A 24790-nucleotide genomic window follows, 5' to 3' on the forward strand; every position below is an offset into this window, starting at 1 on the left:
AAAGGGTGGACGGGCAGCCGCAACGCAGTGTTCACCGTGTCCGGCCCCCGCCCGGCCCCGGATCGGTCCGATCCCCGTCCGTGACCGCGCGGGGCGCTCTGACATGCTGGCCCACCACACGCGCGCGCCCGGGATGGCGCTAGGAAGGCACGCAGAGCATGAGCGACATCGCCGGTGAGCTGGCGCGCGTCAAGGGCGCGTTCGCGCAACCGACCCTGACGCTGCTGCACCAGCGGCAGGCGCCCGTGGTGATCACCGTGTTCCGGGCGGCGTTCGGGCGCAACAACCGGCCGATCCCGACCGCGCGGCTGCACACCCAGGTCGAGGAGCACCTCGCCGAGATCCGCCAGTCCGGCGAGCTCGAGGTGCCCAGCGGGAGCGGACGCGACCTGTGTCAGCGGTGGATGCGCGGCCAGTGGCTGGTCCGGGCGCTGGACGAGACCGGCGACGAGGTCTACTCGCTGACCTCGCACGCACAGCAGGCGCTGGAGCTGGTGACCGGCATGACCCGGGACCGGGCGACGCTGAGCGAGCACCGGATCGCGACCATCCTGGGCACCGTCCGGCGGTTCAACTCCGAGGCCAACCCCGACCGCACCGCGCGGGTCACGCTGCTCAACGAGGAGATCGCGCGGCTCCAGACCGAGCGGGACCGGCTCGTCGACGGGGCGGAGCTGGTCAGCGCCACCGAGGACTTCATGCACGAGGGCTTCACCGAGCTGTTGTCGCTGATCTCCGCGCTCCCCAGTGACTTCGCCCGGGTGGAGGAACGCTTCGGCCAGATCCGCAGCGAGATCCTGGCGGCCTTCCGGGCCGAGGACCGGCCGGCCGGCGAGGTGATCGACGAGTACCTGGCGCGCGCCGACACGCTGATGACGGCGACCCACGAGGGTCGCGCCTTCGAGGGCGCGTTCGCGCTGCTGCGCGACGACGCGCTGGTCACCCAGCTGCGCGACGACCTCGGGGCGCTGCTCGATCATCCGCTCTCGGACCGGATCCTCGCCGACGCCGAGCGGGCCGAGCTGCGCGGCACCGTCAAGCTCGTCCGGGACGGACTGGACCGGGTGCTCGCCCAGCGCTCGCGGGTGACCGCCACGCTGAAGGAGTACATCGTCTCCCACGACGTGGCTCGGGACCGTGAGCTGGAGCAGACCCTGCGCCAGGTCGAGTCGGAGCTGATGACGTGGATGGCGACCACCGGGCCGCGGGCCACGCACGCCGTCCCGCTGCTGCCGGCCCGGGTCAGCGTCGACCACCTCCGGGAGCGCTTCTACGATCCGGCCGACGACGTGCTGCCCGAGCCGATCGGCGCGGCGGACCAGGACGGCGCGCCGCGGACCGCGCTCGCCGACCTGCGCGCCCAGGGCGGCCCGCAGTTCACCACGCTGCGCCGCCGCATCGACGACGCGCTCGCCTCGGCCTCGCCGGCCGACTCGCTCGGCGCGCTCTTCGAGCGGCTGGAGCCGACCCTGCGCCGCCCGGTAGAGATCTTCGGGCTGCTCCACCTGGCCGCGGACCGGGGCTGGCTGGCCGCGGACGATCCGCCGGCCGGCGCGGAGTCCGCGTCGGGCGGGCTGGAGACCTACGGCACGATCCGGCCGGACGGGAGCCGGCGGGACCTCGCCGTGCCGAGGCTGGCCCTGCCGGACCCCGACCTGGCGCCGGACCGGCAGCCCGCCCCCGCAGAGACCGCACCCGAGGAGAAGACCCAGTGAGCGTCGAGGCCGACCCGACCGAGCAGACCTGGAGCGACCCGGGGGACCCGGGCGACCGCGCGGAGGAGATGTCGGTCTCTCTCTTCGAGGGCGACGAGGGCGGTCTGGAGTATGCCCAGCGGCAGGCGTTGGTGGCCCTGCTCAAGCAGCGCTTCATCAGCGCCCGCACCCACCCCCGTGACTGGCAGGTGCTGCTCGACCACGAGCGGATGCTGCGCTCGCGGTTGAACGAGCTCTTCCTCGAGCTCGCGGTGGACCGCACCCGCGAGGTCGCCTGGAAGCGGCAGGCCACCTCCGAGACCGGCGGCCGGTTCCCCACGCTGCTCTACGACGCCGCCTGGTCGCGGGAGGAGACGCTGGTGCTGGTGCACCTGCGTGATCGGCTGCGTGCCGGGCTCTCCGCCGGCGACGCCCGGGTCTACATCGACCGCGAGGACATCGTCGAGTACGTCGCCAGCTTCCGCCCCACGCACGCGACCGACGAGTCCGGCGACGAGAAGCGCGCCCGCAACGCCGTCCTGAGCGTGGTCAAGGCCGGGCTGCTGATCGGCGCCCCGGCCGACGACCGCTACGAGATCAGCGAGGCCGTCGAGCCCTTGCTGCCGCTGGAGCTGCTGCAGGACCTGCTGGAAGCGCTGCGGCGGACGAACGGCACCGAGCCCGAGCCCGAGCCGACCGATCTCTTCGAGCAGGACGGCGACGAGGCGATCACCGGACGCACGGACCACGCCGGCGGGCGGGACGGCCTGGGCGGCCGGGACGGCACCGACAGCACGGGGGAGCCCGCATGAGCAGCGACGTGACCGATCCGGCCGGCCCCGAGAGCACGGACACCGCGACCACGGACACCGACAGCATCGACGCCGAGAGCGCCGACGGCCTCTTCGAGCACAGGCTGGTCGCCACGCCTGTCGACGACACCGTCCAGTGGCGCGCCAGCCTCCTGCAGCTGGTCAACTGGGGTGGTTTCGGCGGTCTGACCACGGTCCCGCTCGGCGCCGACGCCACGATGATCTCCGGCGCCTCCGGTGTCGGGAAGTCGACGATCCTCGACGCCTACACGGCGCTGATGATGCCCTCGGACACCAAGTTCAACGGCGCCTCCAACGACGCGGTCGCCGGCCGTGCCCGGAGCGTCGGGCAGCGCAACCTGCTCTCCTACCTGCGCGGTGCGGTCGACGTGATCGACGATCCGAAGACCGGTCGGCCGGTGGAGAAGCTGTTGCGTGGCAAGGGCGCCGACACCTGGGGCGCGGTGGCGGTCACGTTCGTGAACGACCAGGGCCGGCAGTTCACCGCGCTGCGCACCTACTACGTGCCACGGCGGGCGTTGCGCTCCGCGGACGTTCAGATGCAGCTGGCCACCCACGAGGGTCCGCTGGCACTGCAGGCCCTGGAGGTCGCCGTACCGGAGCGGTTCCACGCGAGCACGCTGAAGAAGCTCTTCCCCGGCATCCGGGTGCACCGCACCTATGCGGAGTTCTCCGCGGTGCTGCACGCCCGGCTCGGCATCGGCGCCAACGGCGACGGCGCGAAGGCGCTGCGCCTGCTGGCCCGGATCCAGGCCGGCAACCAGGTCCGCAGCGTCGACGAGCTCTACAAGGACATGGTGCTGGAGCGGCCGGCGACCTATGCCGCCGCCGACCGCGCGATTGACCACTTCGACGACCTCGACGCCGCTTACACCGCGATGCGCACCGAGGAGCAGAAGCTGGCCCTCCTCGAGCCGATCGACGACCTGCACGAACGGCTCGTCGCCGCGCAGCGGCGCGCCGACGACCTGGACGCGTTCGGCGTCACCCGCGCGGGGGAGACGCCGCTGCGGCAGTGGCTGCTGCGCACCCACCTGCGGCTGCTCGAGACGGCGGTCGGCACCAACCGGGTGGACCGGCTCGCCACCGCGGAGGCGCTCGCCGCCGGCGCGAACGCCGAGGCGGCGCTGCTCGCCGACCTGGAGAACGCGAAGGACGCGCACCGGGCCGCCGGTGGCTCGACGCTGCAGTCGCTGGGCACCTCGGTCGAGCAGGAGCAGGTGGTCCGGGACGACCGCGCCGGGCGCCGGGCCGCGCTGCAGGAGCGGATCCTCCCGCTGCTCGAGGTCGCCGACGAGTCGACCGAGGACCTCGAGGAGGCGTTGGTCTCGGCGGAGGCGTTCGCCGACCTGCAGCGGACCGCGCGGGAGTGGCTGGACGGCTGGAACGACGAGCAGGCGAGGCTCAAGCGGGAGCGCGACGCCGTCCGCGACCGTCTCTTCCCGATCAAGCAGCGCCAGGACGAGCTCGGCCGGGAGCGCGCGTCGCTGGCGCACCGCTCGGGGCGGGTCCCGGCGCACCTCGACGACCTGCGCAGCGAGGTGGCGCGTGCCAGCGGGCTCGGCGTGGAGGAGCTGCCCTTCGTCGCCGAGCTGATCGACGTGGCGCCCGAGGAAGCCGGGTGGCGCACCGCGATCGAGACCGTGCTCGGCGCCTCGGCGCGGATGATGCTGGTGCCGATCGACCGCCTGGCGGGCTTCTCCGCGGCCATCGACGGCCTCCGGCTGCGGGGGAGACTCACCTTCGAGGGCGTCGAGCTGGGCCTGCCCGACACCGGCCCCGAGGACCCGGAGCGGGTCGCCGGCAAGCTGGTCTTCAAGGACTCCCCGTTCTCCGGTTGGGTGCAGGCCCACGTCGCCGAGCCGGGCCGCAACGCGCTGTGCGTGGAGAGCGCCGCCGGACTGGACGGCGGGGGCTTCCGGGTCACCGAGTCCGGCCAGACCCGCAGCGGTCGCCGTGGGTCGCACGGGCGCAACGACTCCCGCGCGATCATCGGCTTCTCCAACGACGAGGCGCTGGCCGAGATCGACGGTGAGGCCGCCGCGCTGGAGCGCGACCTGGAGCGGATCGACGCCCAGCTCGCCGAGCTCGACCGCCGGGCCGGCGTCCTCGAGCAGCGCCGCACCGCGTACGACGCCGTGGCGGTCGCCCGCTTCGAGGACATCGACGTCGCCGGCAGTGAGCGACGCATCGCCGACCTGGAGCGTCGCCGTACCGAGATCCTGGGCGCCGACGACCGGCTGCAGGTGCTGCAGGAACAGATCGAGGACCTGAGCGTGCGCCTGGAGGACGCCCGGCAGCAGCGCTACGGGCTGGACCAACGGCAGCGCGAGCTCAACGCCCAGCACGCCGAGCTGGTCGACTCCGAGGACCTGGTCAAGGACCGCATCGAGGCTCTCGAGCGGGCCGGGACCGCCGAGGTGACCGAGGCGCAGTCGGCCGCGCTGACCGAGGAGTTCGCCGCCGCCGTCGCCCCGGGCGACCCCGAGGAGCTCGACCGGTTCACCGAGAACTCCCACCGGCTGGCCGAGCGGCTGCGGTCGGCGGTCGCCGACGCAGAGGCGGAGATCCGCCGGGTCACCGACGACCTGACCGCCATCTTCCGGATGTACAAGTTCCAGTGGGACTCGCCCAACCTCGCCGCGGGGGTGGAGTCCTACCCCGACTACGCCCGGATCCTGGAGGACATCCGGGCCACGGGCCTGGCCGAGCGCCGCACGGAGTGGCGCCGTCGGCTCACCGAGTGGAGCGGCCAGGACCTGGTGCCCCTGCTCGGGGCGATGGCCTCCTCGGTGGAGGAGATCGAGGACCGGCTGGAGCCGATCAACGCCATCCTGCGGCGGTTGGAGTTCGGCAGTGCCGGTGACCGGCTGCGGATCCGACTGCGCCGGCTCGCCCCGGCCCACGTGCAGGCCTTCCTCAAGGACCTCCGCACCCTCTCGGCCGGCAGCGCCGCGACCGGCGCGGAGGCCGGGCAAGAGCTCAGCGAGGCCGACCTGGAGAAGCGGTTCACCGCACTGAGTCGCTTCATGCACCAGCTCCGCCGTCCCGGGCCGACGGGGGAGCCGACCGATCGGGACCGCCTGCTCGACGTGCGGCGCCACGTCGAGATCAGCGCGGAGCGCTACGACTCGCTCACCGGTGAGGTGCGTGCGACGTACCGGACGCTGGGGGAGAAGAGCGGTGGCGAGAGCCAGGAGCTGGTCGCCTTCATCGTCGGCTCGGCGTTGCGCTTCCGGCTGGGCGACGAGATGCGGTCGCGGCCCCGGTTCGCACCGGTCTTCCTCGACGAGGGGTTCGTCAAGGCCGACTCGGAGTTCGCGGGTCGTGCCGTGCGGGCCTGGCGCGGGCTGGGTTTCCAGCTGATCATCGGGGTCCCGCTGGACAAGGTGACCGGGCTCGAGCCGCACATGGACGAGCTGCTCGCGATCACCAAGAGCAGCACCACGCACCAGTCGTGGATCACCCCGATCCGCGACGCGGCCGACGCCTGACCGAGGGCGGCAGCGGACCGGGGACGGCGCGGAGCTACATCTCCTCGTGGGTCTCCGGGTCGCCGTCGAAGAGGCGTCCGTCCGGGCGGCCCAGCGCGGTGATCGCGCCGACCTCCTCGGCGGTGAGCTCGAAGCCGAAGACGTCCAGGTTCTCCCGCTGCCGCTCGGGGGTGGCCGACTTGGGGATCGGCAGCGAGCCGATCTGCAGCTGCCAGCGCAGGATCACCTGGCCGGGGGTGACCTCGTGCGCCTCGGCGGCGGCGCGCACCGGGGCCTCGGTGAACGGCGCCTGACGCTTGCCGAGCGGGCTCCACGACTCGGTCCGGATGCCACGCGCCTCGTTGGCCGCTCGCATCCGGATCTGGGGGAAGTAGGGGTGCAGCTCGATCTGGTTGACCGCCGGGGTCACCCCGGTCTCGGCGATGATCCGGTCCAGGTTGGCCTCGGTGAAGTTGGAGACGCCGATCGAGCGCACCAGGCCCCGCTCGCGCAGGTCGACCAGGGCCCGCCAGGCCTCGCCGTACCGGTCGACGCCGGGGTTCGGCCAGTGGATCAGGTGCAGGTCGAGGTGGTCGACACCGAGCCGCCGCAACGACTCCTCGGTGGAGGCGATGGCGTCGTCGTACCCGTGGTGGCGGCCGGGGATCTTCGAGGCGATCCACACCTCGTCGCGGCGGAGCCCGGAGGCCCGCAGCGCCTGCCCGACCTCCTCCTCGTTCCGGTAGTTGACCGCGGTGTCGAGCAGTCGGTAGCCGGTGTGCAGCGCGCTGGTGATCGCCTCGACCCCGTCCGCCCCGGTCAGCGGGTAGGTGCCGAAGCCGATCGCGGGCAGGGAGGCGCCGTCGTTGAGGGTGATCGTGGGGATCTCGCTCATGCCCTCCACCGTAGGACCTCGGGTGAAGCAGCGGAACAGATGCGGTCGGGCAGCCACTCAGGACTGGTCGGGACTGCGCTCGAGGTAGTCCGGACGGTCGAGGGCGACACGCACCCCGTCCAGACCCAGCCGTCGGACGCCCTCGAGCAGCATCCGCCGGCCCACGTCGTCGATGCTGGTGATCCGGCTGAGGTCGACGGTGACCTCGTGCACCTCGGGGCCGAGGTCGCTCATCGCACGCAGCACCGCCTCCGCACCGGAGAACCGGACCGCGCCCTGGAGCTCCAGGGTGTGCGCGTGGCCGTCGCGGACGCTGCGGCGGAGCACGTGGGCGCCGGTGGCCGGGGTGCCCATCAGGTGCAGGCCCATGTCGTCGGAGAGCCGCTCGCAGACCCGGACCCCGCGCACGGAGTTGCCGAACTCGTCCAGGCGCGGGGAGAAGGTGCCGATGCCCACCTGTCCCGGCAGCGCGCCGATCAATCCGCCGGCGACGCCGCTCTTGGCCGGGATGCCGACGTGGGAGAACCAGTCGCCGGCGGCGTCGTACATCCCGCAGGTGGCCATCACGCTCAGCACCTGGCGGGCCACCCAGGCGGGCACGACCGCAGCACCGGTGACCGGATTGACCCCGCCGTGGGCCAGCGTCGCCGCCATCACCGCGAGGTCGCGGACGTCGACCCGGATCGCGCACTGCCGGGTGTAGCCGCGGACCACCTCCTCGGGATCGGCGGCGGTCACGCCGTAGCTGCGCACCAGGTAGGCGAGCGCGAGGTTGCGGTCGGCCGTGCCGAGCTCGGAGTCGAAGACCCGCTCGTCGACGTCGAGCGGCCGCCCGGCGAAGGAGGAGAGGCCGTCGAGGAGCAGCCGGTCGCGGGCGTCGGGCTCCAGGGATGCGTCGCCGACCAGGGAGTGGGTGACCAGGGCGCCGACGTTGATCATCGGGTTGCGGGGCCGCCCGGTCGCCTCCTCCAGGGAGATCTCGTTGAACGCGTCGCCGCTGGGCTCCACCCCGACCGAGGCCAGCACCGCGGGGAGGCCGTGGTCGCGCAGGGCCAGGGCGTAGGCGAACGGCTTGGAGATCGACTGGATGGTGAACCGGACGGTGGCGTCGCCGGCCGCGTGGACCTGACCGTCCATCGTGGCCAGCGCCACGGCCAGCCGGTCCGGGTCGGCCGCGGCGAGCTCGGGGATGTAGTCGGCGACGGCACCGTCGGCGCTGCTGCCGCACGACTCCAGGACCTCGAGGAGGTAGTCGGGCACAGGGGTCTGCATGGCGGTGACGATGCCAGAAGGTGGGCCGGGGCGCTGCCCGGGACCGAGGCGGACCCCCGGGCTCATCGCTCCACGTCGTCGGGGCGCTCGTCGCGCAGCTCTTCGGGCTCGTCGTCGGGCAGTCGGTCGGCGCGGGCGACGAGCCGGGGGACGCCGTACCAGAGCGTGGCGAAGGCGACCACGACGACACCGCCGGCGACCAGGCCGGGAACGGTGCCGGCGACCACGTCGAAGACCAGCACCACGACGCCGGCCGAGACGAGCCCGAAGCAGACCAGGCCCGCGCGGGCGCAGACGTGGCCGGCGGCGACCAGCCAGCCGCGCTGCTGCTGCCGGAACAGCACCCGGTGGAACGAGACCGGCGCGACGATCAGCAGCGTGGTCAGCACCGCTCCGGCGAGCACGGCGAGGTAGAGGTCGCGCTGGTGCGGGGCCAGGTCGTCGAACCGGGTGGAGAACGGCACCGTGAGCAGGAAGCCGGTGAGGATCTGGACACCGGTCTGCATCACTCGCAACTCCTGGAGCAGCTCGTTCCAGTTCCGGGTCAGCTGCTCGGGCGGGCGGGGTCCGCTCGGCCTCTGCGTACTGTTCACCACGCTCACCTCGCTCCCGGTCGGACACGCGACGACCGCCGATCTCCAGTGGTACCCGCTCGCACGGCGGCGAGCACGGATTTCGGGTCGGTTGGGGCGAATGATGAACGACGGGCGTCCCGGCCGCACTAGGCTGGTCCCGATGTCCGGTGACCGCTTCCCCTTCTCCTCCGTTGTGCCGACGGGCCGCGATGCATGAGTTCGTCGCTCCGGACCGCGAGGCGCTCGCCAGCATCACCGCTTGGATCGTCGAACGCCTATCGAACCCGCCCGAGGTGACCCAGCAGGGGCTGGCCCACGGCCGGGACCCGCTGCCCGAGATCGGCCGGGAGGGACTCGGCTCGGAAGCCGCCTGGTCCCACCTGCGTGACGCGGTCCTGCCGACCTCCTTCCCGACCGACCACCCGCGCTACCTCGCCTTCGTGGGCGGCGCCCCCACCCCGGTCGCGGTGATGGCCGATGCCGCGCTCTCCGCGGCGTCGGTCTACGGGGCAGCGAACTGGAGGCCGGCGCCGTGGTGGCCGCCGAACGAGCCGCGATCGGCTGGCTCTGCGGTGTCCTCGGCTATCCGGCGCAGGCGCACGGCGCGTTCGTCAGCGGCGGCTCGCTGGCCAACCTGAGCGCCCTGGTCGCTGCCCGCCACGGCCGCACCGCGGCGACGGGACGACCGCCGGGGATCATCGTCGCCGGCGCGTCGGCGCACTCCTCGGTGTGGTCGGCAGCGGCGATCATGGGCTGCACGGTGGCGGTGGCCGGTGTGCCCGACTCGGCCCTGCATGCGGTCGATCTGGCGGCCGTTCTCGACTCCGTCGACCCCGCGGACGTGGTGGCGGTGGTGGCCAGCGCCGGCGCGACCAACACCGGCGCCGTGGACGCCCTCGCCGAGATCGCGACCGTCTGTGCCGAGCGCGGCCACTGGCTGCACGTCGATGCCGCCTACGGCGGAGCCGCGATGCTGGCGCCGGCGGCCCGCGACGCGTTCGCCGGCATCGAGCGGGCCGACTCGGTGACCGTGGACCCCCACAAGTGGCTGTTCACCCCCTACGACTGCGCGGCCGTGCTGTATCGCGAGCCCTCGCGGGCTCGCGCCGCGCACCGCCAGCAGGCGCACTACCTGGACGCCGTGAACGGCGAGGAGGCGGACAACCCGTCCGACTACGCCGTCCACCTCACCCGCCGCGCCCGCGGGCTGCCGCTGTGGGCCTCCCTGCTGGCCAACGGCACCGACGCCTACGTCGACGCCGTCGAGCGGTGCCTGGCGATGGCCGACCACGCGGCCAAGCAGATCGAGGCGAGCGCGGTGCTGGAGCTGGCGGGCGAGCCCCAGCTCTCCGTGGTTCTCTTCCGGCGGATCGGTTGGGAGCCGGCCGACTACGCCCGCTGGTCGCACCACGTCCGGGTGACCGGGTTCGGGCTGGTCACGCCGACGATCTTCGCCGGCAGCACCGTGCTCCGGTTCTGCTTCGTCAACCCGCGCACCAGCGAGACGGACGTCGACCTGCTGCTGGAGAGCTTGATCGCCGATCCGCCCTGACCCACGGTGGGCACACGCAACCGCACACCCCGGACCCGGGGAATCGTGCGGAGGAGACCGAAGGGCAGCGGATAGAGGAGACATGCAACGCAGTGGCACGGGATCGGGCCCGAGCACCGTTGTCGGCGCCGATCGCGGCGCTCCCGGCGGCGACGGCGGCAGCCGGAACCGTACGGCGACGGCGCTGCGGGTGGTGGCGCGTGCCTCCTGGGTGGTGCTGATCGGCGGGCTGGTGATCAACCAGATCGCCGAGACCGCGTCGTACCAGACCGGGCAGGCGATCCTGCTGACGTCGTTGGGCGTCTTCTTCCCGCTGCTCCTGCTGCGGCTCGCGCTGGCGGCGCGGCTCTATCCGGCCCGGCGGTTCCCGATCCTGCTGCTGCTGGTCACCGTCGCCGTGTGGTCGTTGGGGTCGATGCTGGTGAACGCCGCCAGCCTGGAGGAGCAGACCCACTTCCCGGCGCCCGGCGAGTGGCTGTTCGTGGCCGCCTACCTCGGCCTGGCCGGCTACCTGGTCACCGACGTCGACCGGCGGCAGGTGCACGGCGCCCGGGGCTGGCTCGACGTGGCGGTGATCTGCGGCGCGACCTCCTGCCTGGCCTCGTTGCTGCTGGTCACCCCGATCCGGCTCGCCTCGCACGAGGAGGGGCTGCCGCTCCTGCTGGCCCTGATGTATCCGCTCGCCGCGCTCGGGATGGCCACCGTGGTGCTCGCCCAGCACCTGCTGCAGACCCGGACCGACCGGCGCAAGTCGCTGATGCTCGGTGTCGCCTTCGTGCTGCTGGCCTGCGCCGAGTCCGGGTTCGCGCTGCAGGTCTCCACGCCGACGTACGACTTCGGCAACACCAGCATCGCGCTGTGGGGCGCTGCCTGGGCGCTGCTGGTCGCGGCGGCGTCCCGACCGGAGCAGCGGGTGATCCGGGCGATCCCGAAGCCCGCCGGGACCCGGCTGCTGGTCTCCGCAGGCGTGGTGGCGCTGGCGGTGCTGTCGATCCGTCCCGACGACACGCTGGCCTTCTACGTCGTCCCGCCGGCGGTGCTGACGATGGCCGCGGTGGGCACCCGGATGGTGCTGGCACTGCGGGACGCCAACAACGCGGCCGAGGCGCTCACGCTCTCGATGACCGACGACCTCACCATGCTGCCCAACCGGCGGGCCGTCCGGGCCCGGTTGGCCCAGTGCCTCACCGACCGGCAGCCGCTGGCGCTGATGCTGCTCGACCTGGACGGCTTCAAGGAGATCAACGACTCGCTCGGCCACCACGCCGGCGACGTGGTGCTGACCTTCGTCTCGGTGCGGATGCAGGAGGCCGTCGGCAACGACGTGATGGTGGCACGACTGGGCGGCGACGAGTTCGCGCTGCTGCTGGACACCGTGGACGAGATCGACCTGATGGAGACCGCGCGCAGCGTGCTCGACGAGCTGGCGGAGCCGGTGGTGGTGGACGGCATCGAGATCAGTCCGTCCGGATCGATCGGGATCACCGTCCTCAACGAGGGCGACACCGACAGCGGCGAGGTGCTGCGCCGGGCCGACGTGGCCATGTACCAGGCGAAGAGCTCACGCTCGGGTGCCGCGCTGTACGACGCCCACCTCGACGAGTTCTCCCGCTCCCGGCTGGAGCTCGCCGAGGACCTGCGCAAGGGGATCGCGGACCAGCAGATCGAGGTCTGGTACCAGCCTCAGGTCGACGCCCGATCGATGCGGGTGCACGCCGTCGAGGCCCTGGTGCGCTGGCGGCATCCGCAGCAGGGTCTGCTCAGCCCGGTGGCCTTCCTGCCCGCCGCACGCCGGGTCGGCCTGATGGGGCTGCTCTCGGACAACATCGCCTGGCAGGCGGTGCGCGACCTGCGGGAGTGGCTGGACGCCGGGCTGGACCTCCAGGTGGCGATCAACTGCGCGCCCCCCGAGCTGCTCAGCCAGACGTTCCTGCCGCGGCTCTACAGCTCGATGGAGGAGTGGGACGTGCCGGCCGACCGGGTGCTCGTCGAGGTCACCGAGGACTCGTTCCTGGCCGACCCGCAGCGGGCCCGCGACGTGCTGCTGGAGCTGCGCCAGCGCGGCATCAAGGTCGCCATCGACGACTACGGGACCGGCTTCTCGTCGTTGACCTACCTGCGGGACCTTCCGGTCCAGGAGCTCAAGCTCGACCGGTCACTGGTCCGCGACGTGACCACCGACGATCGGAGCCGGATGATCGTGGCGTCCACGATCCAGCTCGCCCACGCGCTGGACATGCGCACCGTGGCCGAGGGCGTCGAGGACGCCGCCGACATGACCAAGCTGGTGGCGATGGGGATCGACAGCCTGCAGGGCTACCACGTCGCCCGTCCGATGCCGGCCGCGGACGTCGAGCAGTGGGTGCACTGGTGGGCCGATCGCACCGCGAGCAGCGAGGACGCGCAGGCCGGGCGGCCGGCTCCGTCGTCCGGCTCCGTGGGGAGTCCTACGGAGAGCGGCAGCGACCCCGGGCCTCGCCACGACGGACCCCGCGACGACGACCCCCGTGACGACGTACGACGCAGCGTGGTGCGCGGCGCACGGTCGTCGTTGACCGACCCCGGCGCCGGCTTCGGCCTGCCGGAGGACCGATGAGCAGGATGCAGAGCGGCGTGAGCGCGCTCGCAGCGACCCGAGGAGATGCGTGAACACGACACCGTTGCGACTGGTGCTCGACCCGGCCGGCGCCGAGCTCGAGGCCGCTCTGGCCTGCGAGGCCGAGGTCTTCCTGGCCACCTACGGGAACACCCCGGAGGAGTTCGAGCGGGAGTACGGGCCCTACGCCGCCGACACCGGCTTCATGACGGTGCTCGACGAGTGCGGCCTGGCGCTGGCCACGACGCGGATCATCGCGCCCGGACCGGCCGGCCTGAAGAGCCTCAACGACATCGCCCGGGAGCCCTGGGCCAACGACGGTGACCGTTCGGCCCGCGCCGTCGGGCTGGACCCGTCGCGGACCTGGGACATCGCCACCATCGCGGTGCGCCGGATGCAGGGGCGCAACCCGCTCTGCTCGGCCGCGCTGTACCACGGCATCGTCACCGCCGCGCAGGCCAACGGCATCGAGTCCGTGGTGATGATCATGGACGCCCGCGCGCGACGCCTGCTGTCGGCCGCCGGCCTGCACCCCAGCATCCTGCCCGGCACCGGCGAGGGCGAATACCTGGGCTCCGCGCGGAGCACCCCGCTGTGGGCCAATCTGGACCGGCTCTTCGACCAGCAGCGCCGTACCGACCCGGACGCCTACCGACTGATCTACCAGGGCATCGGGCTGGACGGCATCACGCTGCCGAGCGACTGGACGTGGATGCGCCCGGGGGAGCGGGCCACGTCGCGCTGAACGGTCAGCCGGTCGCGCCGTACCGGGCCAGGTAGGGAGCGAACCGCTCGGTCACCTCGGCGTCGCTGAGTCCGAACTCCGCCAGCGAGTACTGGTGGTCGGGTCGGCGCTCGCCGCGGTGGCTCACGTCGTCGGCGGCCCGGACCGATGCCCGCGCGTCGTCGTCGAAGTCGAGGTCGAACGCCGCGTAGATGCCGGCCACGGTCCCGACCGGGTCGGCCACGAAGCTCTCGTACCGGACGTCGACGAACCGGCGCTCGTCCGCGTGGTCCCGGTCGGCCAGGTAGCGCTCGGTGGAGGCGCTCCACAGGTCCAGGTGGTCCCTGCCGATCGTCGCGCCGGTGAAGGCCGTCGAGGTGCCGGCCGAGGTGCGCGCCGTCAGGCTGCTGACCGAGGCGATCACCCGGCGGGGGTCGCGGTGGGTGGTGACCACGAGCGCGTCCGGGTAGACGGCGGTCAGGGCGGCGAGGGAGAACAGGTGGCCGGGGTTCTTCAGCACCCAGCGGCGATCCTGGTCGTTGGAGCCGATCATCTCCAGCAGTCGCCGGTGGCGCCGGTAGGTGACCGTCAGGTCCTGCTCCGCCAGCCACTCCCGGTACGTCGGCAGGTGGGCGCCGCTGGGGAAGGCCAGCGACCGCATGCTCTGACGCTCGAGCCACCAGCACTCCTCGACCGCCTCCGGCGCCAGGTAGTGCATGCCCTGCATCCCGTCGACCGCGGCGACCCGCCGGGCGACGTGGGCGCTGGTCTCCAGGTAGGCGTCGTCGCTGGCCCAGGACTCCCGGGGCGGGCGGGGCTTCGGCGCGCCGGCCAGCCACATCTCCAGCCCCTGGTGGCGCGGATCGGCGCAGAGCAGTCGGTGCAGCGCGGTGGTGCCCGAGCGGGGCAGCCCGGTCACGAAGATCGGGCGCAGCAGCGGTCTGGTGCGGCCGTGGCCGTCGGTCTCGCGCCACTGCGCCTCCGCGCACAGTCGCGAGCGCAGGGCCTGCCCCAGGTTCCCGCTGATCTTGGCCCAACCCGGCCCGGTCAACGCGGCCTCCGAGCGGTAGCCCTCCAGCAGGACCTCGAGCCCGTCCAGGTAGTCGTCGCTGCCGAAGTCGTCGAGTCCGGTGACGGTCGTCGCCTCCTCGTGGAGCTGGTCGATCGCTGCGCTGACAGTGGTCGGAGAAGCGAGTGGAGACATTGATCCGTCCTTCACGAGGGTGTGGGCATCCGGCTCAGTGGTGCGTGGCGCCGGCGGTGACGTCCAGGCACTGGCCGGTGATGGCGCGGGCCAGGTCCGAGGCGAGGAAGACCGCGGCGTCGGCGATCTCCTCGGGCAGCGGCAGGCGGCGCAGGTCCGCCTGGGCGGCGATCTCGTCGTGGACGGCCTGGGCGGTCGTGCCGCGGGCGGCGGCGGCCTTCTCGAAGCTGCCAGCCACGGCGTCGCTCCAGATGTAGCCGGGGGCGACCGAGTTGACCCGCACGCCGAGCGGGCCGAGCTCGACGGAGAGGCCGCGGGCCAGCGCGAGCAGCGCGGACTTGGCCATCCGATAGCCGCCGAACCGCGGCAGCTGGTTGCGCAGGACCATCGAGTTGACGATCACCACGGAGCCGGCGCCGTCGGTCAACGCCGCCGCGCACCGGCGGATCACCTCCAGGGCCATCAGCGGCGACTCCAGCTCGGCGCGGACGGTGTCCACGCCGGTGGCGAGCAGGTCCTCCCGGCTGGGCGGGACGGTGGCGTTGTGCAGCACCGCGTCCAGTCGGCCGTACTCCGCGAGGGTGGCCGCGACCAAGCGGTCGACGGCGGCGCCGTCGCCGAGGTCTGTCGGCACCACCAGCGTCCGGCCGCCTGCGGCGGTGGCGGCGGCCGCCACCTCGTGCAGGCGTTCCTCGTTCCTGGCGGCCAGCACGACGTTCGCGCCGGCGGCGGCACTGCGGACCGCCAGGGCCGCCCCGAGGCCGGGGCCGACCCCGGCGACCAGGACCACCTTGCCGGTCAGCACGTTCGTCGTCGGTGCCGCAGGCGCCGCCGGCACGGCGACGTCGGTCACGACGGCATCCGGTCGGCGACGGCGGCCTGCCGGACGGCGATCCGCTCCCGCCAGGCCGTGTTGTCGATCCGCTGCTCGGCGTGGAACGGGAGGACCGTGGGCAGGTCGTCGACGGCGACGACCTCGGTGGTGGGGCCGTGGTCCGGCGTCAGCGGCTCGCTGACCCGCTGCCAGCGGACCTGCAGGTAGCCGCGGTCGTGTCCGGTGGTCTCGATCCAGTTGGTCAGCCCGGGGTTCCGGTGGCTGACGACGTAGCGGATCATGCCGTCGGGGTCGACGCCGGCCTGCTCGGCGGTGAGGCTGGTCTGGTGGCTGGCGTAGTCGAGCGAGACGTACCACATCGAACCCAGCTGGAACCCCTGGTAGGGCATCCCCGAGGCGGGGACGGTGACCACGAGGGCCTCGTCCTCGGCGAGCTGGTAGTGGCCGGCCGAGCTGTACTGGGTGGCCAGTCCGCCGGGGGTCAGCTTCGGGGCATACATCGTGTTCACCGGCTGGTCGAGGTAGAAGAGCTCGACGAACTCCAGGAAGGTCCGCACGTAGCCGGTGAGGATGCGGCCCGCTCTGGTGAAGCGCTCGGCGAGCTCGGCGGAGCCGGGCTGGCGGGCCGGCATGCCGATCCGGTCCACGCGCTGCACCCGCACCGTGCCGGGGCGTTCGGTGGTCCAGTCGCTCAAGGTCTGGCGGACCAGCAGGCGGGAGGAGTCGGGCTGCAGGGTGTAGTAGCCGGGGCCACCATCGGTGCGCGGGCCGAAGCGGATCGTGAAGCGACCGTCCTCGTCGATCGGGAAGTCCCGGTCGTCGAACGCGAGGTGGCTGGCCGGCGAGGTCTTCTGGGCGTGCGAGCCGCCCAGCACCTGGAACACCATGTCCGCCGCGGTGCCGCGCTCTCCGACGACCTCGTACTCGGCGTCACCGGAGATCTGGGCCGCGAAGTAGAGCGTGTCCGGGTTGTCCAGCCCCATCTTCGTCCACATCGTCGAGGGGCGGGCGAAGTGCGGGTCGGTCGGGTCGCTGGCCCACGCGCTGCCGATCGCGACCTTGACGAGGCCGGCCAGGTAGTCCAGCCCCTCCGCGAGGTCGCGGTCGTCGCGGACGTGCGGCGCCGTGCGCACGAGCTCCTCCGCCTCGAGCAGCGACCGAGCGAACGCGCCGGTCCCGGTGTCGGCGACTGGGCCGAGGGTCGCGCTCACGGGTGGTCCGGCATGTTGGTCCAGCCCTTGCCGTCCTCACGGGCGTACCAGCCCGAGGCGGCGAGGGTGCCTCCGTCGACCGGGAGCGTCTGCCCGGTCACGAACGCCGCGGCGTCCGAGGCGAGGAACTCCACCACCCGGGCGCAGTCGTCCGGCTGCCCGAACCGACCCAGCGGCACCCACAGCGGGAGCTGGCCGGCGTCGCGGCCGCGCAGCATCGCCGCCGCCGGCGTCTGGAGCGTGTCGTTGAGGTCCGGCGCGATCGCGTTGACCCGGACGCCGTACCGTCCGACCTCGACCGAGAGGCTCTTGGTGAACGCGACCACGCCGGCGTTGTACGCCGAGTAGGCGACGTGGCCGGGGATGCCGCGGAACGCCTCGACGGTGGAGTTGTTGACGATCGCACCGTGGCCCTGCTCGACCATGGTCGGCAGCAGCGCGTGGGTCAGCTGCAGCACGTTGCGCAGGTTCACCTCGTAGAGCCGCTGCCACTGCTCGGGGGTGCTGTGCAGGAAGGTCTTGGAGGCCGGGCGGAAGTCGCCGACGTTGTTGACCAGCACGTCGATGCGTCCGTCGGCCGCGCCGAGCGCGACGTCGCGGACCTGCTCGACGACAGCCTGGTCGCTGATGTCGCCGACCACCAGCAGGCACTCGCCGCCGGTGCCCTCGATGTCGCTCTGGGCGGCCTTCGCGGCTTCGGCGTCGATGTCGTTGAGCACGACCAGGTCGCCGGCCGCGGCGAGGCGCCGACTGACCGCGCCGCCGATGCCGGAAGCCCCTCCACTGATCACTGAGACTCGCTGGACCGTTGTCATGCGGTGGACGCTAGGAGTCGCAGGTGAGCACGATCACGACCCTCCCGATGAGCGGGACATGCCCCGGTGGGGGTGGGTGGGGTGGGGAGACTCGCCGACATGAAGATCCTCGTGGTGGGCGGAACTGGCATGATCGGTGGGCACATCGCCCGGCTCCTGGAGCAGCGTGGCGACCACGTCACGGTCTCGGCGCGAGGGGAGGTGGCCGAGGACTCACTCGTCGCCGGCCTCCCGCAGCTGAAGGGCGACTACACCGCCGGCACCTTCACCGAGGCGGAGCTGGCGCCGTACGACGCGGTGGTGTTCGCCGCCGGACAGGACTTCCGCCACCTCCCGCGCGACCTCGACGTCACGGACGCGGCGGCGCTCGCGGACTACTGGGAACGTGTGCAGAGCTCGGGGGTCCCGGCGTTCGCGGAGCTGTGCAAGCGTGCCGGCGTCGGCCGGTTCGTCCAGGTCGGCAGCTACTACCACCAGGTCCTGCCCCGGCTCTGCGACGGCAACGTCTACGTCGACGCCCGCCGGCTCGCCGACGAGCGCACCCGGGCCCTGAGTGACGCGTCGTTCGCGGCCATCACCCTGAACCCGCCGAACATCGTCGGCGCGATCCCCGGCATCGCGCTGTACCGGTTCGCCAAGATCGTGCGGTGGGCCGACGGCGAGCTGCCCGACGTGCCCGACTTCGCTCCGGCCGGCGGCACCAACTACATGTCGGTCCGCTCCCTCTCCGAGGCCGTGGCCGGTGCGGTGGCGGCCGGCGAGCCCGGCAAGGCCTACCTGATCGGCGACGAGAACCTCACCTTCGCCGAGTACTTCCAGATGGTCTTCGAGGCCGCGGGGAGCGACCGGACGGTGGAGGAGCGCGACGAGTCCCACCCGTTCCTCCCCGACGCGATGATCGTCCCGGGCCGCGGCTACGTGCTCTCCTACGAGCCGGACCCCGCGGAGACCACCGTGCTCGGCTACACCCGCCAGGACGTCCGGCGCGAGCTGGAGTCGATGGTCGAGCGGGTCCGTGCGCTGCCGCCGAGGCCCGCGCGCGGCAACTGAGCGCACGGCGGAGGACGTCGAGGCGACCGCCCGGTTGGTTGGTCGCCCGCGGTGCTCCGGGCCGCGAACATGCGACCGGCCCGATGGCAGTGCCATCGGGCCGGTCGTTCGGTCATCTCGCCGCTGTCGGGTCAGCGGCGAGCGTCACTCGGTGACGTAGGCGTTGCGCAGGTCGACGGGGCCGCCGTTGAAGGAGGCCAGGTCGTCCATGCCGCCGACCGTCGGCGCGGCCAGCACTGAGCCCGATCCCTGGTAGAGCGGGGCGTAGAGCGCCTGGTCGGTGGCGTAGTCGACGACAGCATCGGCCTTCGCCTCCAGGTCCTCGGCGCTCAGGCTCGGGTCGTCGAGGTCGGCCTCGGCCAGCCCCGCCATCGTCGTGTCGGGACCGCCGGGCACCCACGCCGGGTTGACGAAGAGGCGTTGAGCCCACATGTACGGGTCGATGGTGGGCACCGACATGTACATCAGCTCAGCGGTCGACTTGCCCTGGGCCCACTCGCCGATCAGCGAGAAGATGTCGACGACCCGCAGTTTCACGTCGATACCGACCTTGGCGAGGTCCGCCTGGATCGCCTCGGCGGCCTCCGGGATGCCGCTGCTCTGCGCGACCAGGAGCTCGCCGGCGTCGAGCCCGTCGGGGTGGCCGGCCTGCGCGAGCAGATCCTTGGCCGCCTCCGGGTCGTAGGCGTACACGTCCTCGCGGGCCTCGTCGAAGCCGCTGACCCCCTCGGGCCAGGGCTGGACCCGGGCCGGGTTGTCCGGGTTGAAGGCCCCGACGATGGTCTCGCGGTCGATGGCGAGGTTGACGGCCTTGCGGACGTCCGGGTCGTCGAACGGAGCCATCGTCTGGTTGAAGGCGATGCCGAGCATCGGCAGCGCGCCGTCCAGCACCGTGTGCGTGATCTGCCCGGAGTCGATCTGCGGCTGGACCTGGTCGAGCGGCCCCGACCACGCCATCACGTTGAGCTGCCCGGACTTGAGGGCGTTGACCGCGGCGTCGGGGTCCATCGCCTTGATGCTGATCGTCGCCGGCTTGCCGGTCTTGTCGTCCCAGATCCCGCCCTCGTCGGTGCGACGGGTGTAGACCACCTCGTCGCCCGGCACGAAGCTGTCGATGACGTAGGCGCCGGTGCCGACCGGCTCGGTGGCCAGGTCTCCGCCCTTGAGCGCCTTCGGCGAGATCATCGACCCACCCATCGGGCTCGCCAGCGCGTTGAGGATCGTCGTCGTGGGCTTGAGCAGTCCGATCTCCACCGTGTCGGAGTCGACGACGTCGACGCTCGCGATGCTGGCCACGTTGGCCTGCAGCGCGGTGCCCTCGGCCGCCAGGGAGTCCTCGAGGTTGGCCTTGACGGCAGCGGCGTCGAAGGGCGTCCCGTCGCTGAAGGTCACGTCGTCACGCAGCTCGAGGGTGAGGGTCTTGCCGTCCTTGGAGAAGGACCACTCGGTCGCCAGCATCGGCTGGTACGACGCGTCCGGCGCCACCTGGAGCAGCCGGTCGTAGACCGGCCAGGTCGCGATGGTCAGCTGGGCCGGCTCGGGCGCCATGTGCGGGTCCAGGGTCTGGCCCAGCGGGTAGTTCACCCGCAGCTCCCCGTCGGGGTCCACGGTCCCGCTCGACGACGAGTCGCCGCTCGCGCCGCCGCACGCGGCCAGCGTCGCGGTCATCGCGACCGCGGCTCCGGCGGCAGCGAGCCGACGGCTCCTGCTCCCTCTAGTCCACCTCATGAGTCGTTGTCCTCTCGCCGGTCGGCTCGGTGCCGACGGTCTCGGTGCCGGGTCCGCGGGTGCGGATCCCGGGGTCTGTGATCCGGCCACCGTGTGGGTGTGCCGAGAAGCGTCGGTGTCGCGGGCTGTTGCCCGGGATCGCGGCCAGGAGCTCGCGGGTGTACGGGTCCGTGGGGTCGGAGAACACCGCGTCCGCGGTGCCCGACTCGACCACCTTCCCGTGCCGCATGACCGCGACGTCGTCGGCGATGAGCCGCACCAGGCGCAGGTCGTGCGAGATGAAGAGGTACGCGAGGTCGCGCTCCTGCTGGAGCTCGCGCAACAGGTTGATCACCTGAGCCTGGGTCGACACGTCCAGCGCGGCGACGGGTTCGTCGCAGACGATGAAGGCGGGGTCGGTGATCAGGGCGCGGGCGATGGCGACCCGTTGCAGCTGCCCACCGGACATCTCGTAGGGGTAGCGCTCGAGGTGGGCGTCGCCCAGTCCGACGCGGTGGAGCAGCTCGCGGGTGCGAGCGTTGCGCTGGGCACGAGTGGTGCCACCGTGCACCACCAGCGGCTCGGCGACCGCGTCCTGGATCAGCATCCGCGGATCGAGGCTGGTGTAGGGATCCTGGAAGATCATGGTCGCGCGGGCACGCAGGGCTCGCAGGCTGCTGCCGGAGAGTGTGCGCACGTCGGTGCCGAGCAGCTCGATGGAGCCGTCGTCGGGCTCGATCAGACGGAGCACCAGGCGTCCGACGGTGGACTTGCCCGCGCCACTCTCGCCCACCAGTCCCAGCGTGCGACCAGCGGCGACGTCGAGGTCGACGCCGTCGACGGCACGGAAGGTCCGCCCGCGGCCGAGTCGCCGGCGGCCGTAGGTCTTGGTCAGACCGCGCGCGGACGCCGTCACCGTGGCGGTGTCCGTCCCACTCATGCCTGCACCCCCGGAAGCTCGAGGTCGGCGGTGCGCGCGCACCGGCTCCAACTGCCCGCGCGGTGCTCGGTCAGCTCGACCGGCACGTCGCAGGTCTCGCTGCGCACGTGCGCGCAGCGTGCCGCGAAGCGACAGGTCGTGCCGAACTCGTGAGGCGGAGGCACGATCCCCGGGATCGAGGCCAGCGGGCCGTGATGGTCGGCGAGCGGCAGCATCGACTGGAGCAGCGCGCTGCTGTAGGGGTGCGCCGGGCGGTGGAAGAGGTCGTCGGCGTCCGTGCGCTCGACCACCTGGCCGGCGTACATCACGGTGACCCGGTCGCACATCTCGGCCACCACGCCCAGGTCGTGCGTGATGAGCAGTACGCCGATGCCCAACTCGGCCTGCAGACGCCGGATCAGCTCGAGCACCTGACGCTGCACGGTGACGTCGAGTGCCGTGGTCGGCTCGTCGGCGATGAGCAGGTCGGGCTCGCAGGCCAGCGCCATGGCGAGCATCACCCGCTGGCACATTCCGCCACTGAACTCGTGCGGATACTGGGTGACCCGGTGCGCGGGGTCGGGGATCTCGACGAGGTCGAACAGCTCGATGGTGCGTTGCAGAGCGCGGCGGCGCGACCAGCCGCGGTGACGACGCAACGACTCGGCGACCTGGTCGCCGACCGTGAAAGCGGGGTTCAGGCAGCGCCTCGGCTCCTGGAAGATCATCGCGGCCCGGGTGCCGCGGACGTCGGCGAGACTCCGCTCAGGAAGATCGACCACCTCGGTCCCGGCGATCTGGATGGAGCCGGTCGCCACTCGCGCGTTCTCCGGCAGCAGACCCATGACCGTCAACGAGGTGACGGTCTTGCCCGAGCCGGACTCCCCGACGAGGCCCACGATCTCGTTGCGACGGACCGTCAGGTCGACGCGGTCCACCAGCGTGACGCGACCGTGCTCGGTGGCCACCTCGACGGAGAGGTCGCGCACCCGGAGCACCGTCTCGCCGTACGGCGGGGCGATCGGGCGCCCGCTCGGTTCGGTCATCGTCGTCATCTCAGCGCTCCTGGTTGGGCTGGCGGCTCAGTGCGTCTCGCAGGCCGTCGCCGAAGAGCGACAGCGCGAGGATGGTGGCGGCGACCATCACGATCGGCGGGTAGATCAGGTAGCTGCTGGACGCGATGTTGCTGGTCGCGTCCTGGAGCATCACGCCCCAGGTGGCCTGGGGCGGTCGGGCGCCCAGGCCCAGGAAGGACAGGCTCGCTTCGGCAACGATCACCACCGACGCGGAGAACGAGGCCTGCACCAGTAGTGGCGGCATCACCGCCGGCAGCAGGTGTCGGCCCAGGATGCGTCGGTGCGTGCACCCGATCGCTCGCGCGCTCTCGATGTAGAGCTCGGTCCGTGCCGACTGGGTGGCGCCGCGGACGACGCGGTAGAACGAGGGCACGATCAGGATCGAGATCGCGATCATCGCGTTGCCGAGGCCCGGACCCAGGATGGCGACGACCACCACGGCCAGCATCAGCGGGGGCAGTGTCATCAGCGCATCGATGATCCGGCTGAGCACGGCGTCGCTCGCGCCGCCGACATAACCGGCCACCAGGCCCAGCGGCACGCCGACCAGGAGGGCCAGACCCACGGCCTGGAGCGATGCCAGCAGATCCACCCGGGTGGCGTCGATGGTCCGGCTCAGCACGTCGCGACCCTGCGCGTCGGTGCCGAACCAATGGGCGCTGGACGGGCCCTGCAGGCGGTCGGCGAGCTCGCCCACGTTGGGGGGGTGTGGTGCGAGCACGTCGGCGAAGATCGCTATCAGGACCAGCAGCACCAGGACCGCGAGGGAGGCCATCGCCGAACGGTTGCGGATCAGCCGACGCAGGACGCGACTGCGCTGCGGTCCACGCCGGCGTGAGGTCGGTGCGGGTGTCCCGAGGTCCTGCTCGCCGGTGGCGGCCGGTACCTGCTCGGTGGCGAGCACGGGCGGGGCGGGGACGGCTGCGCGCCGGCCACGAAGTCGTTGCTCATCGCGTCCTCAGTCGTGGGTTGAAGTAGCCGTAGGACATGTCCACCAGGAGGTTGACCGTGATCACCACGAGGGCGGTGACCAGGACCAGTCCCTGCAAGGTGATGAGGTCGCCGGTGAGGACGGACTCGACGCTCACCGAGCCGAGCCCGGGAATGCCGAAGACCCGCTCGACGACGACCGCGCCGCCGATCATCTGGGTCACCACCAGGCCGACGACGGTGACCACCGGGACCGCGGCGTTCTTCGCCGCGTGCTTGGCCACGATCGGACCCTTGCGCAGGCCCTTGGCGCGGGCGGTCCGGACGTAGTCCTCCTCCATCGCGTCGATCAGGGCCCCGCGCACCTGACGGGTCAGCAGCGCGGCGGGGACCGCCGCGAGTGCGAGTGCCGGCAGTGTCATGAACTCCAGCCATGCACCGATCCCGTCGGAGAGCTGCGCGTAGCCGGTCGCGGGGAAGAGCGGGTAGGCGATCGCGAGGAGCAGCACCAGGAGCACCGCTGCGACGAAGGGCGGGATCGCCATCAGCAGGTTGGCCAGGGTGTTGGAGATCCAGTCGAAGACCCCCGGCGGTTGAGCGCGGCGACCGTGCCGAGGGCGACCCCGATGACCACGGTGAACACCAGTGAGAGCAGCACCAGGGAGAGCGTGATCGGCAGGCGACGCATCAGGTCGTCGCTGACCGGTTGGTGGGTCACGGGCGAGGTGCCGAGGTCGCCGGTCACCGCGTGCGAGAGCCACTCCAGGTAGCGGTGCAGGAAGGGCTCGTCGAGCCCGAGGGAGTCACGGATCGCCGCGAGCCTCTCCGGGGACGGATCGTCGCCGGCGAGCACCACCGCCGGGTCGGCCGGCGAGAGCTGCATCAGCAGGAAGACGAGGAAGGTGACCAGTGCCAGGGTCGGCACGGCCAACAGCACTCGGTAGCCCACGAATCTGGTCAAGCTGTCCACCCATCTTCCACTCGTAGCGGGACCGCGTGCGTCGACAGCGGCGAGGTGGGTTGAACGTAGGAGTGCACTGTGGCTGGGATCACAGACGTCCCGCTGACTGAGAAAACCGCCTCTGACCTGCGAAGACTCCGACGATCACGGTGCCGGGCGGCGCTGAGGTGCGGGGACGCCGATCACCCGCGCGACGCCGTCGCGCGGGTGACCGGAACGTGGCCCCGGGGCGGGACCTCACTCGGTGCGCATCAGGTCCCGCATCAGCTGCTCGTTGGCGGCGCCGTCGGGTCGAGCGGCGCCGCTGAAGGTCACCGTCCGCAGCGTGCCGGTCCAGCGGAACGGCGGCGCATAGTCGTCACTGACCGGGAAGCCGGAGTCGTGCCCGAGATGGAGCCCTCCTCCGCCGATCTGCATGCCGCTCATGCCCATGCCCTGGGGGAGCTCTCCGCTACCGATGACGACGCC

22 protein-coding genes are annotated in these 24790 nt (G+C 72.2%); 8 read left to right on the forward strand and 14 right to left on the reverse strand.

What is annotated here, in order from left to right; all coding sequences use genetic code 11:
- Positions 1-158 precede the first annotated feature (158 nt).
- Genes FIV43_RS03455 through FIV43_RS03465 form a run of 3 tightly spaced genes read left to right on the forward strand, consistent with a single transcriptional unit; the run spans position 159 to position 6021 of the window.
- Entirely contained in the window at positions 159-1715 is a 1557-nt protein-coding gene (locus FIV43_RS03455; RefSeq protein WP_141013004.1) for a DUF3375 domain-containing protein, read from the forward strand.
- Complete coding sequence (locus FIV43_RS03460) at positions 1712-2506, forward strand: DUF4194 domain-containing protein (protein WP_231123659.1); 795 nt, start codon at positions 1712-1714, stop codon at positions 2504-2506. The genes FIV43_RS03455 and FIV43_RS03460 overlap by 4 nt, the downstream gene beginning before the upstream one ends.
- On the forward strand, positions 2503-6021 hold the full coding sequence (locus FIV43_RS03465) for an ATP-binding protein (RefSeq protein WP_141013005.1): 3519 nt from the start codon (positions 2503-2505) through the stop codon (positions 6019-6021). Before FIV43_RS03460 ends, FIV43_RS03465 begins: the two co-directional genes overlap by 4 nt.
- 34 nt (positions 6022-6055) lie before the next feature.
- On the opposite strand, the gene FIV43_RS03470 is transcribed toward FIV43_RS03465, so the two are convergent.
- The 3 genes from FIV43_RS03470 to FIV43_RS03480 form a co-directional block, all read right to left on the reverse strand.
- Positions 6056-6895: an aldo/keto reductase gene (locus FIV43_RS03470; protein ID WP_141013006.1), complete on the reverse strand. Its 840-nt coding sequence runs from the start codon at positions 6893-6895 to the stop codon at positions 6056-6058.
- A gap of 57 nt (positions 6896-6952) precedes the next feature.
- Positions 6953-8167, reverse strand: coding sequence for a glutaminase (locus FIV43_RS03475; protein ID WP_141013007.1), 1215 nt, complete (start codon positions 8165-8167; stop codon positions 6953-6955).
- A 62-nt stretch (positions 8168-8229) separates the two neighbouring features.
- On the reverse strand, positions 8230-8760 hold the full coding sequence (locus FIV43_RS03480; protein ID WP_196780958.1) for a DUF6328 family protein: 531 nt from the start codon (positions 8758-8760) through the stop codon (positions 8230-8232).
- A gap of 191 nt (positions 8761-8951) precedes the next feature.
- Here FIV43_RS03480 and FIV43_RS20810 point away from each other — a divergent pair, with 191 nt between their 5' ends.
- The 4 genes from FIV43_RS20810 (at position 8952) to FIV43_RS03495 (ending at position 13635) form a co-directional block, all read left to right on the forward strand.
- Positions 8952-9380, forward strand: a complete 429-nt coding sequence (locus FIV43_RS20810; RefSeq protein ID WP_181407669.1) for a hypothetical protein — start codon at positions 8952-8954, stop codon at positions 9378-9380.
- Entirely contained in the window at positions 9278-10294 is a 1017-nt protein-coding gene (locus FIV43_RS03485; RefSeq protein WP_181407670.1) for a pyridoxal phosphate-dependent decarboxylase family protein, read from the forward strand. The genes FIV43_RS20810 and FIV43_RS03485 overlap by 103 nt, the downstream gene beginning before the upstream one ends.
- A gap of 82 nt (positions 10295-10376) precedes the next feature.
- Positions 10377-12890, forward strand: coding sequence for a putative bifunctional diguanylate cyclase/phosphodiesterase (locus tag FIV43_RS03490; protein WP_141013010.1), 2514 nt, complete (start codon positions 10377-10379; stop codon positions 12888-12890).
- Between the two features lie 49 nt (positions 12891-12939).
- Positions 12940-13635, forward strand: coding sequence for a hypothetical protein (locus FIV43_RS03495; RefSeq protein ID WP_141013011.1), 696 nt, complete (start codon positions 12940-12942; stop codon positions 13633-13635).
- 4 nt (positions 13636-13639) lie between these two features.
- On the opposite strand, the gene FIV43_RS03500 is transcribed toward FIV43_RS03495, so the two are convergent.
- Genes FIV43_RS03500 through FIV43_RS03515 form a run of 4 tightly spaced genes read right to left on the reverse strand, consistent with a single transcriptional unit; the run spans position 13640 to position 17679 of the window.
- Positions 13640-14818, reverse strand: coding sequence for a sulfotransferase family protein (locus FIV43_RS03500; protein ID WP_141013012.1), 1179 nt, complete (start codon positions 14816-14818; stop codon positions 13640-13642).
- 34 nt (positions 14819-14852) lie between these two features.
- Positions 14853-15671: an SDR family oxidoreductase gene (locus FIV43_RS03505; RefSeq protein WP_231123660.1), complete on the reverse strand. Its 819-nt coding sequence runs from the start codon at positions 15669-15671 to the stop codon at positions 14853-14855.
- On the reverse strand, positions 15668-16864 hold the full coding sequence (locus FIV43_RS03510) for a hypothetical protein (protein WP_141013013.1): 1197 nt from the start codon (positions 16862-16864) through the stop codon (positions 15668-15670). The genes FIV43_RS03505 and FIV43_RS03510 overlap by 4 nt, the downstream gene beginning before the upstream one ends.
- Complete coding sequence (locus FIV43_RS03515; RefSeq protein WP_141013014.1) at positions 16861-17679, reverse strand: SDR family NAD(P)-dependent oxidoreductase; 819 nt, start codon at positions 17677-17679, stop codon at positions 16861-16863. Before FIV43_RS03515 ends, FIV43_RS03510 begins: the two co-directional genes overlap by 4 nt.
- Before the next feature lie 99 nt (positions 17680-17778).
- Between FIV43_RS03515 and FIV43_RS03520 the strand changes: the two genes are divergently transcribed.
- Complete coding sequence (locus tag FIV43_RS03520) at positions 17779-18729, forward strand: NAD-dependent epimerase/dehydratase family protein (RefSeq protein ID WP_141013015.1); 951 nt, start codon at positions 17779-17781, stop codon at positions 18727-18729.
- 144 nt (positions 18730-18873) lie between these two features.
- Here the strand turns inward: FIV43_RS03520 and FIV43_RS03525 are convergent, their stop codons facing one another.
- From FIV43_RS03525 to FIV43_RS03550, 7 genes are all read right to left on the reverse strand, one after another.
- Entirely contained in the window at positions 18874-20397 is a 1524-nt protein-coding gene (locus FIV43_RS03525) for an ABC transporter substrate-binding protein (protein WP_141013016.1), read from the reverse strand.
- A 46-nt stretch (positions 20398-20443) separates the two neighbouring features.
- Positions 20444-21376, reverse strand: a complete 933-nt coding sequence (locus FIV43_RS03530) for an ATP-binding cassette domain-containing protein (RefSeq protein ID WP_141013017.1) — start codon at positions 21374-21376, stop codon at positions 20444-20446.
- Positions 21373-22410, reverse strand: a complete 1038-nt coding sequence (locus FIV43_RS03535; protein WP_196780959.1) for an ABC transporter ATP-binding protein — start codon at positions 22408-22410, stop codon at positions 21373-21375. Before FIV43_RS03535 ends, FIV43_RS03530 begins: the two co-directional genes overlap by 4 nt.
- Before the next feature lies 1 nt (position 22411).
- Positions 22412-23206 carry an ABC transporter permease gene (locus FIV43_RS03540; RefSeq protein WP_141013018.1) on the reverse strand — a complete coding sequence of 265 codons (795 nt, stop codon included), beginning with the start codon at positions 23204-23206 and terminating at the stop codon, positions 22412-22414.
- A gap of 172 nt (positions 23207-23378) precedes the next feature.
- Positions 23379-23906 carry an ABC transporter permease gene (locus tag FIV43_RS03545; RefSeq protein WP_231123661.1) on the reverse strand — a complete coding sequence of 176 codons (528 nt, stop codon included), beginning with the start codon at positions 23904-23906 and terminating at the stop codon, positions 23379-23381.
- Positions 23906-24322, reverse strand: a complete 417-nt coding sequence (locus FIV43_RS21910; RefSeq protein ID WP_231123662.1) for an ABC transporter permease — start codon at positions 24320-24322, stop codon at positions 23906-23908. The genes FIV43_RS03545 and FIV43_RS21910 overlap by 1 nt, the downstream gene beginning before the upstream one ends.
- A gap of 237 nt (positions 24323-24559) precedes the next feature.
- Complete coding sequence (locus tag FIV43_RS03550; RefSeq protein ID WP_141013019.1) at positions 24560-24748, reverse strand: hypothetical protein; 189 nt, start codon at positions 24746-24748, stop codon at positions 24560-24562.
- Between the last annotated feature and the right edge of the window lie 42 nt (positions 24749-24790).

The organism is Nocardioides sambongensis (assembly GCF_006494815.1).
GTDB classification, from domain to species: domain Bacteria; phylum Actinomycetota; class Actinomycetes; order Propionibacteriales; family Nocardioidaceae; genus Nocardioides; species Nocardioides sambongensis.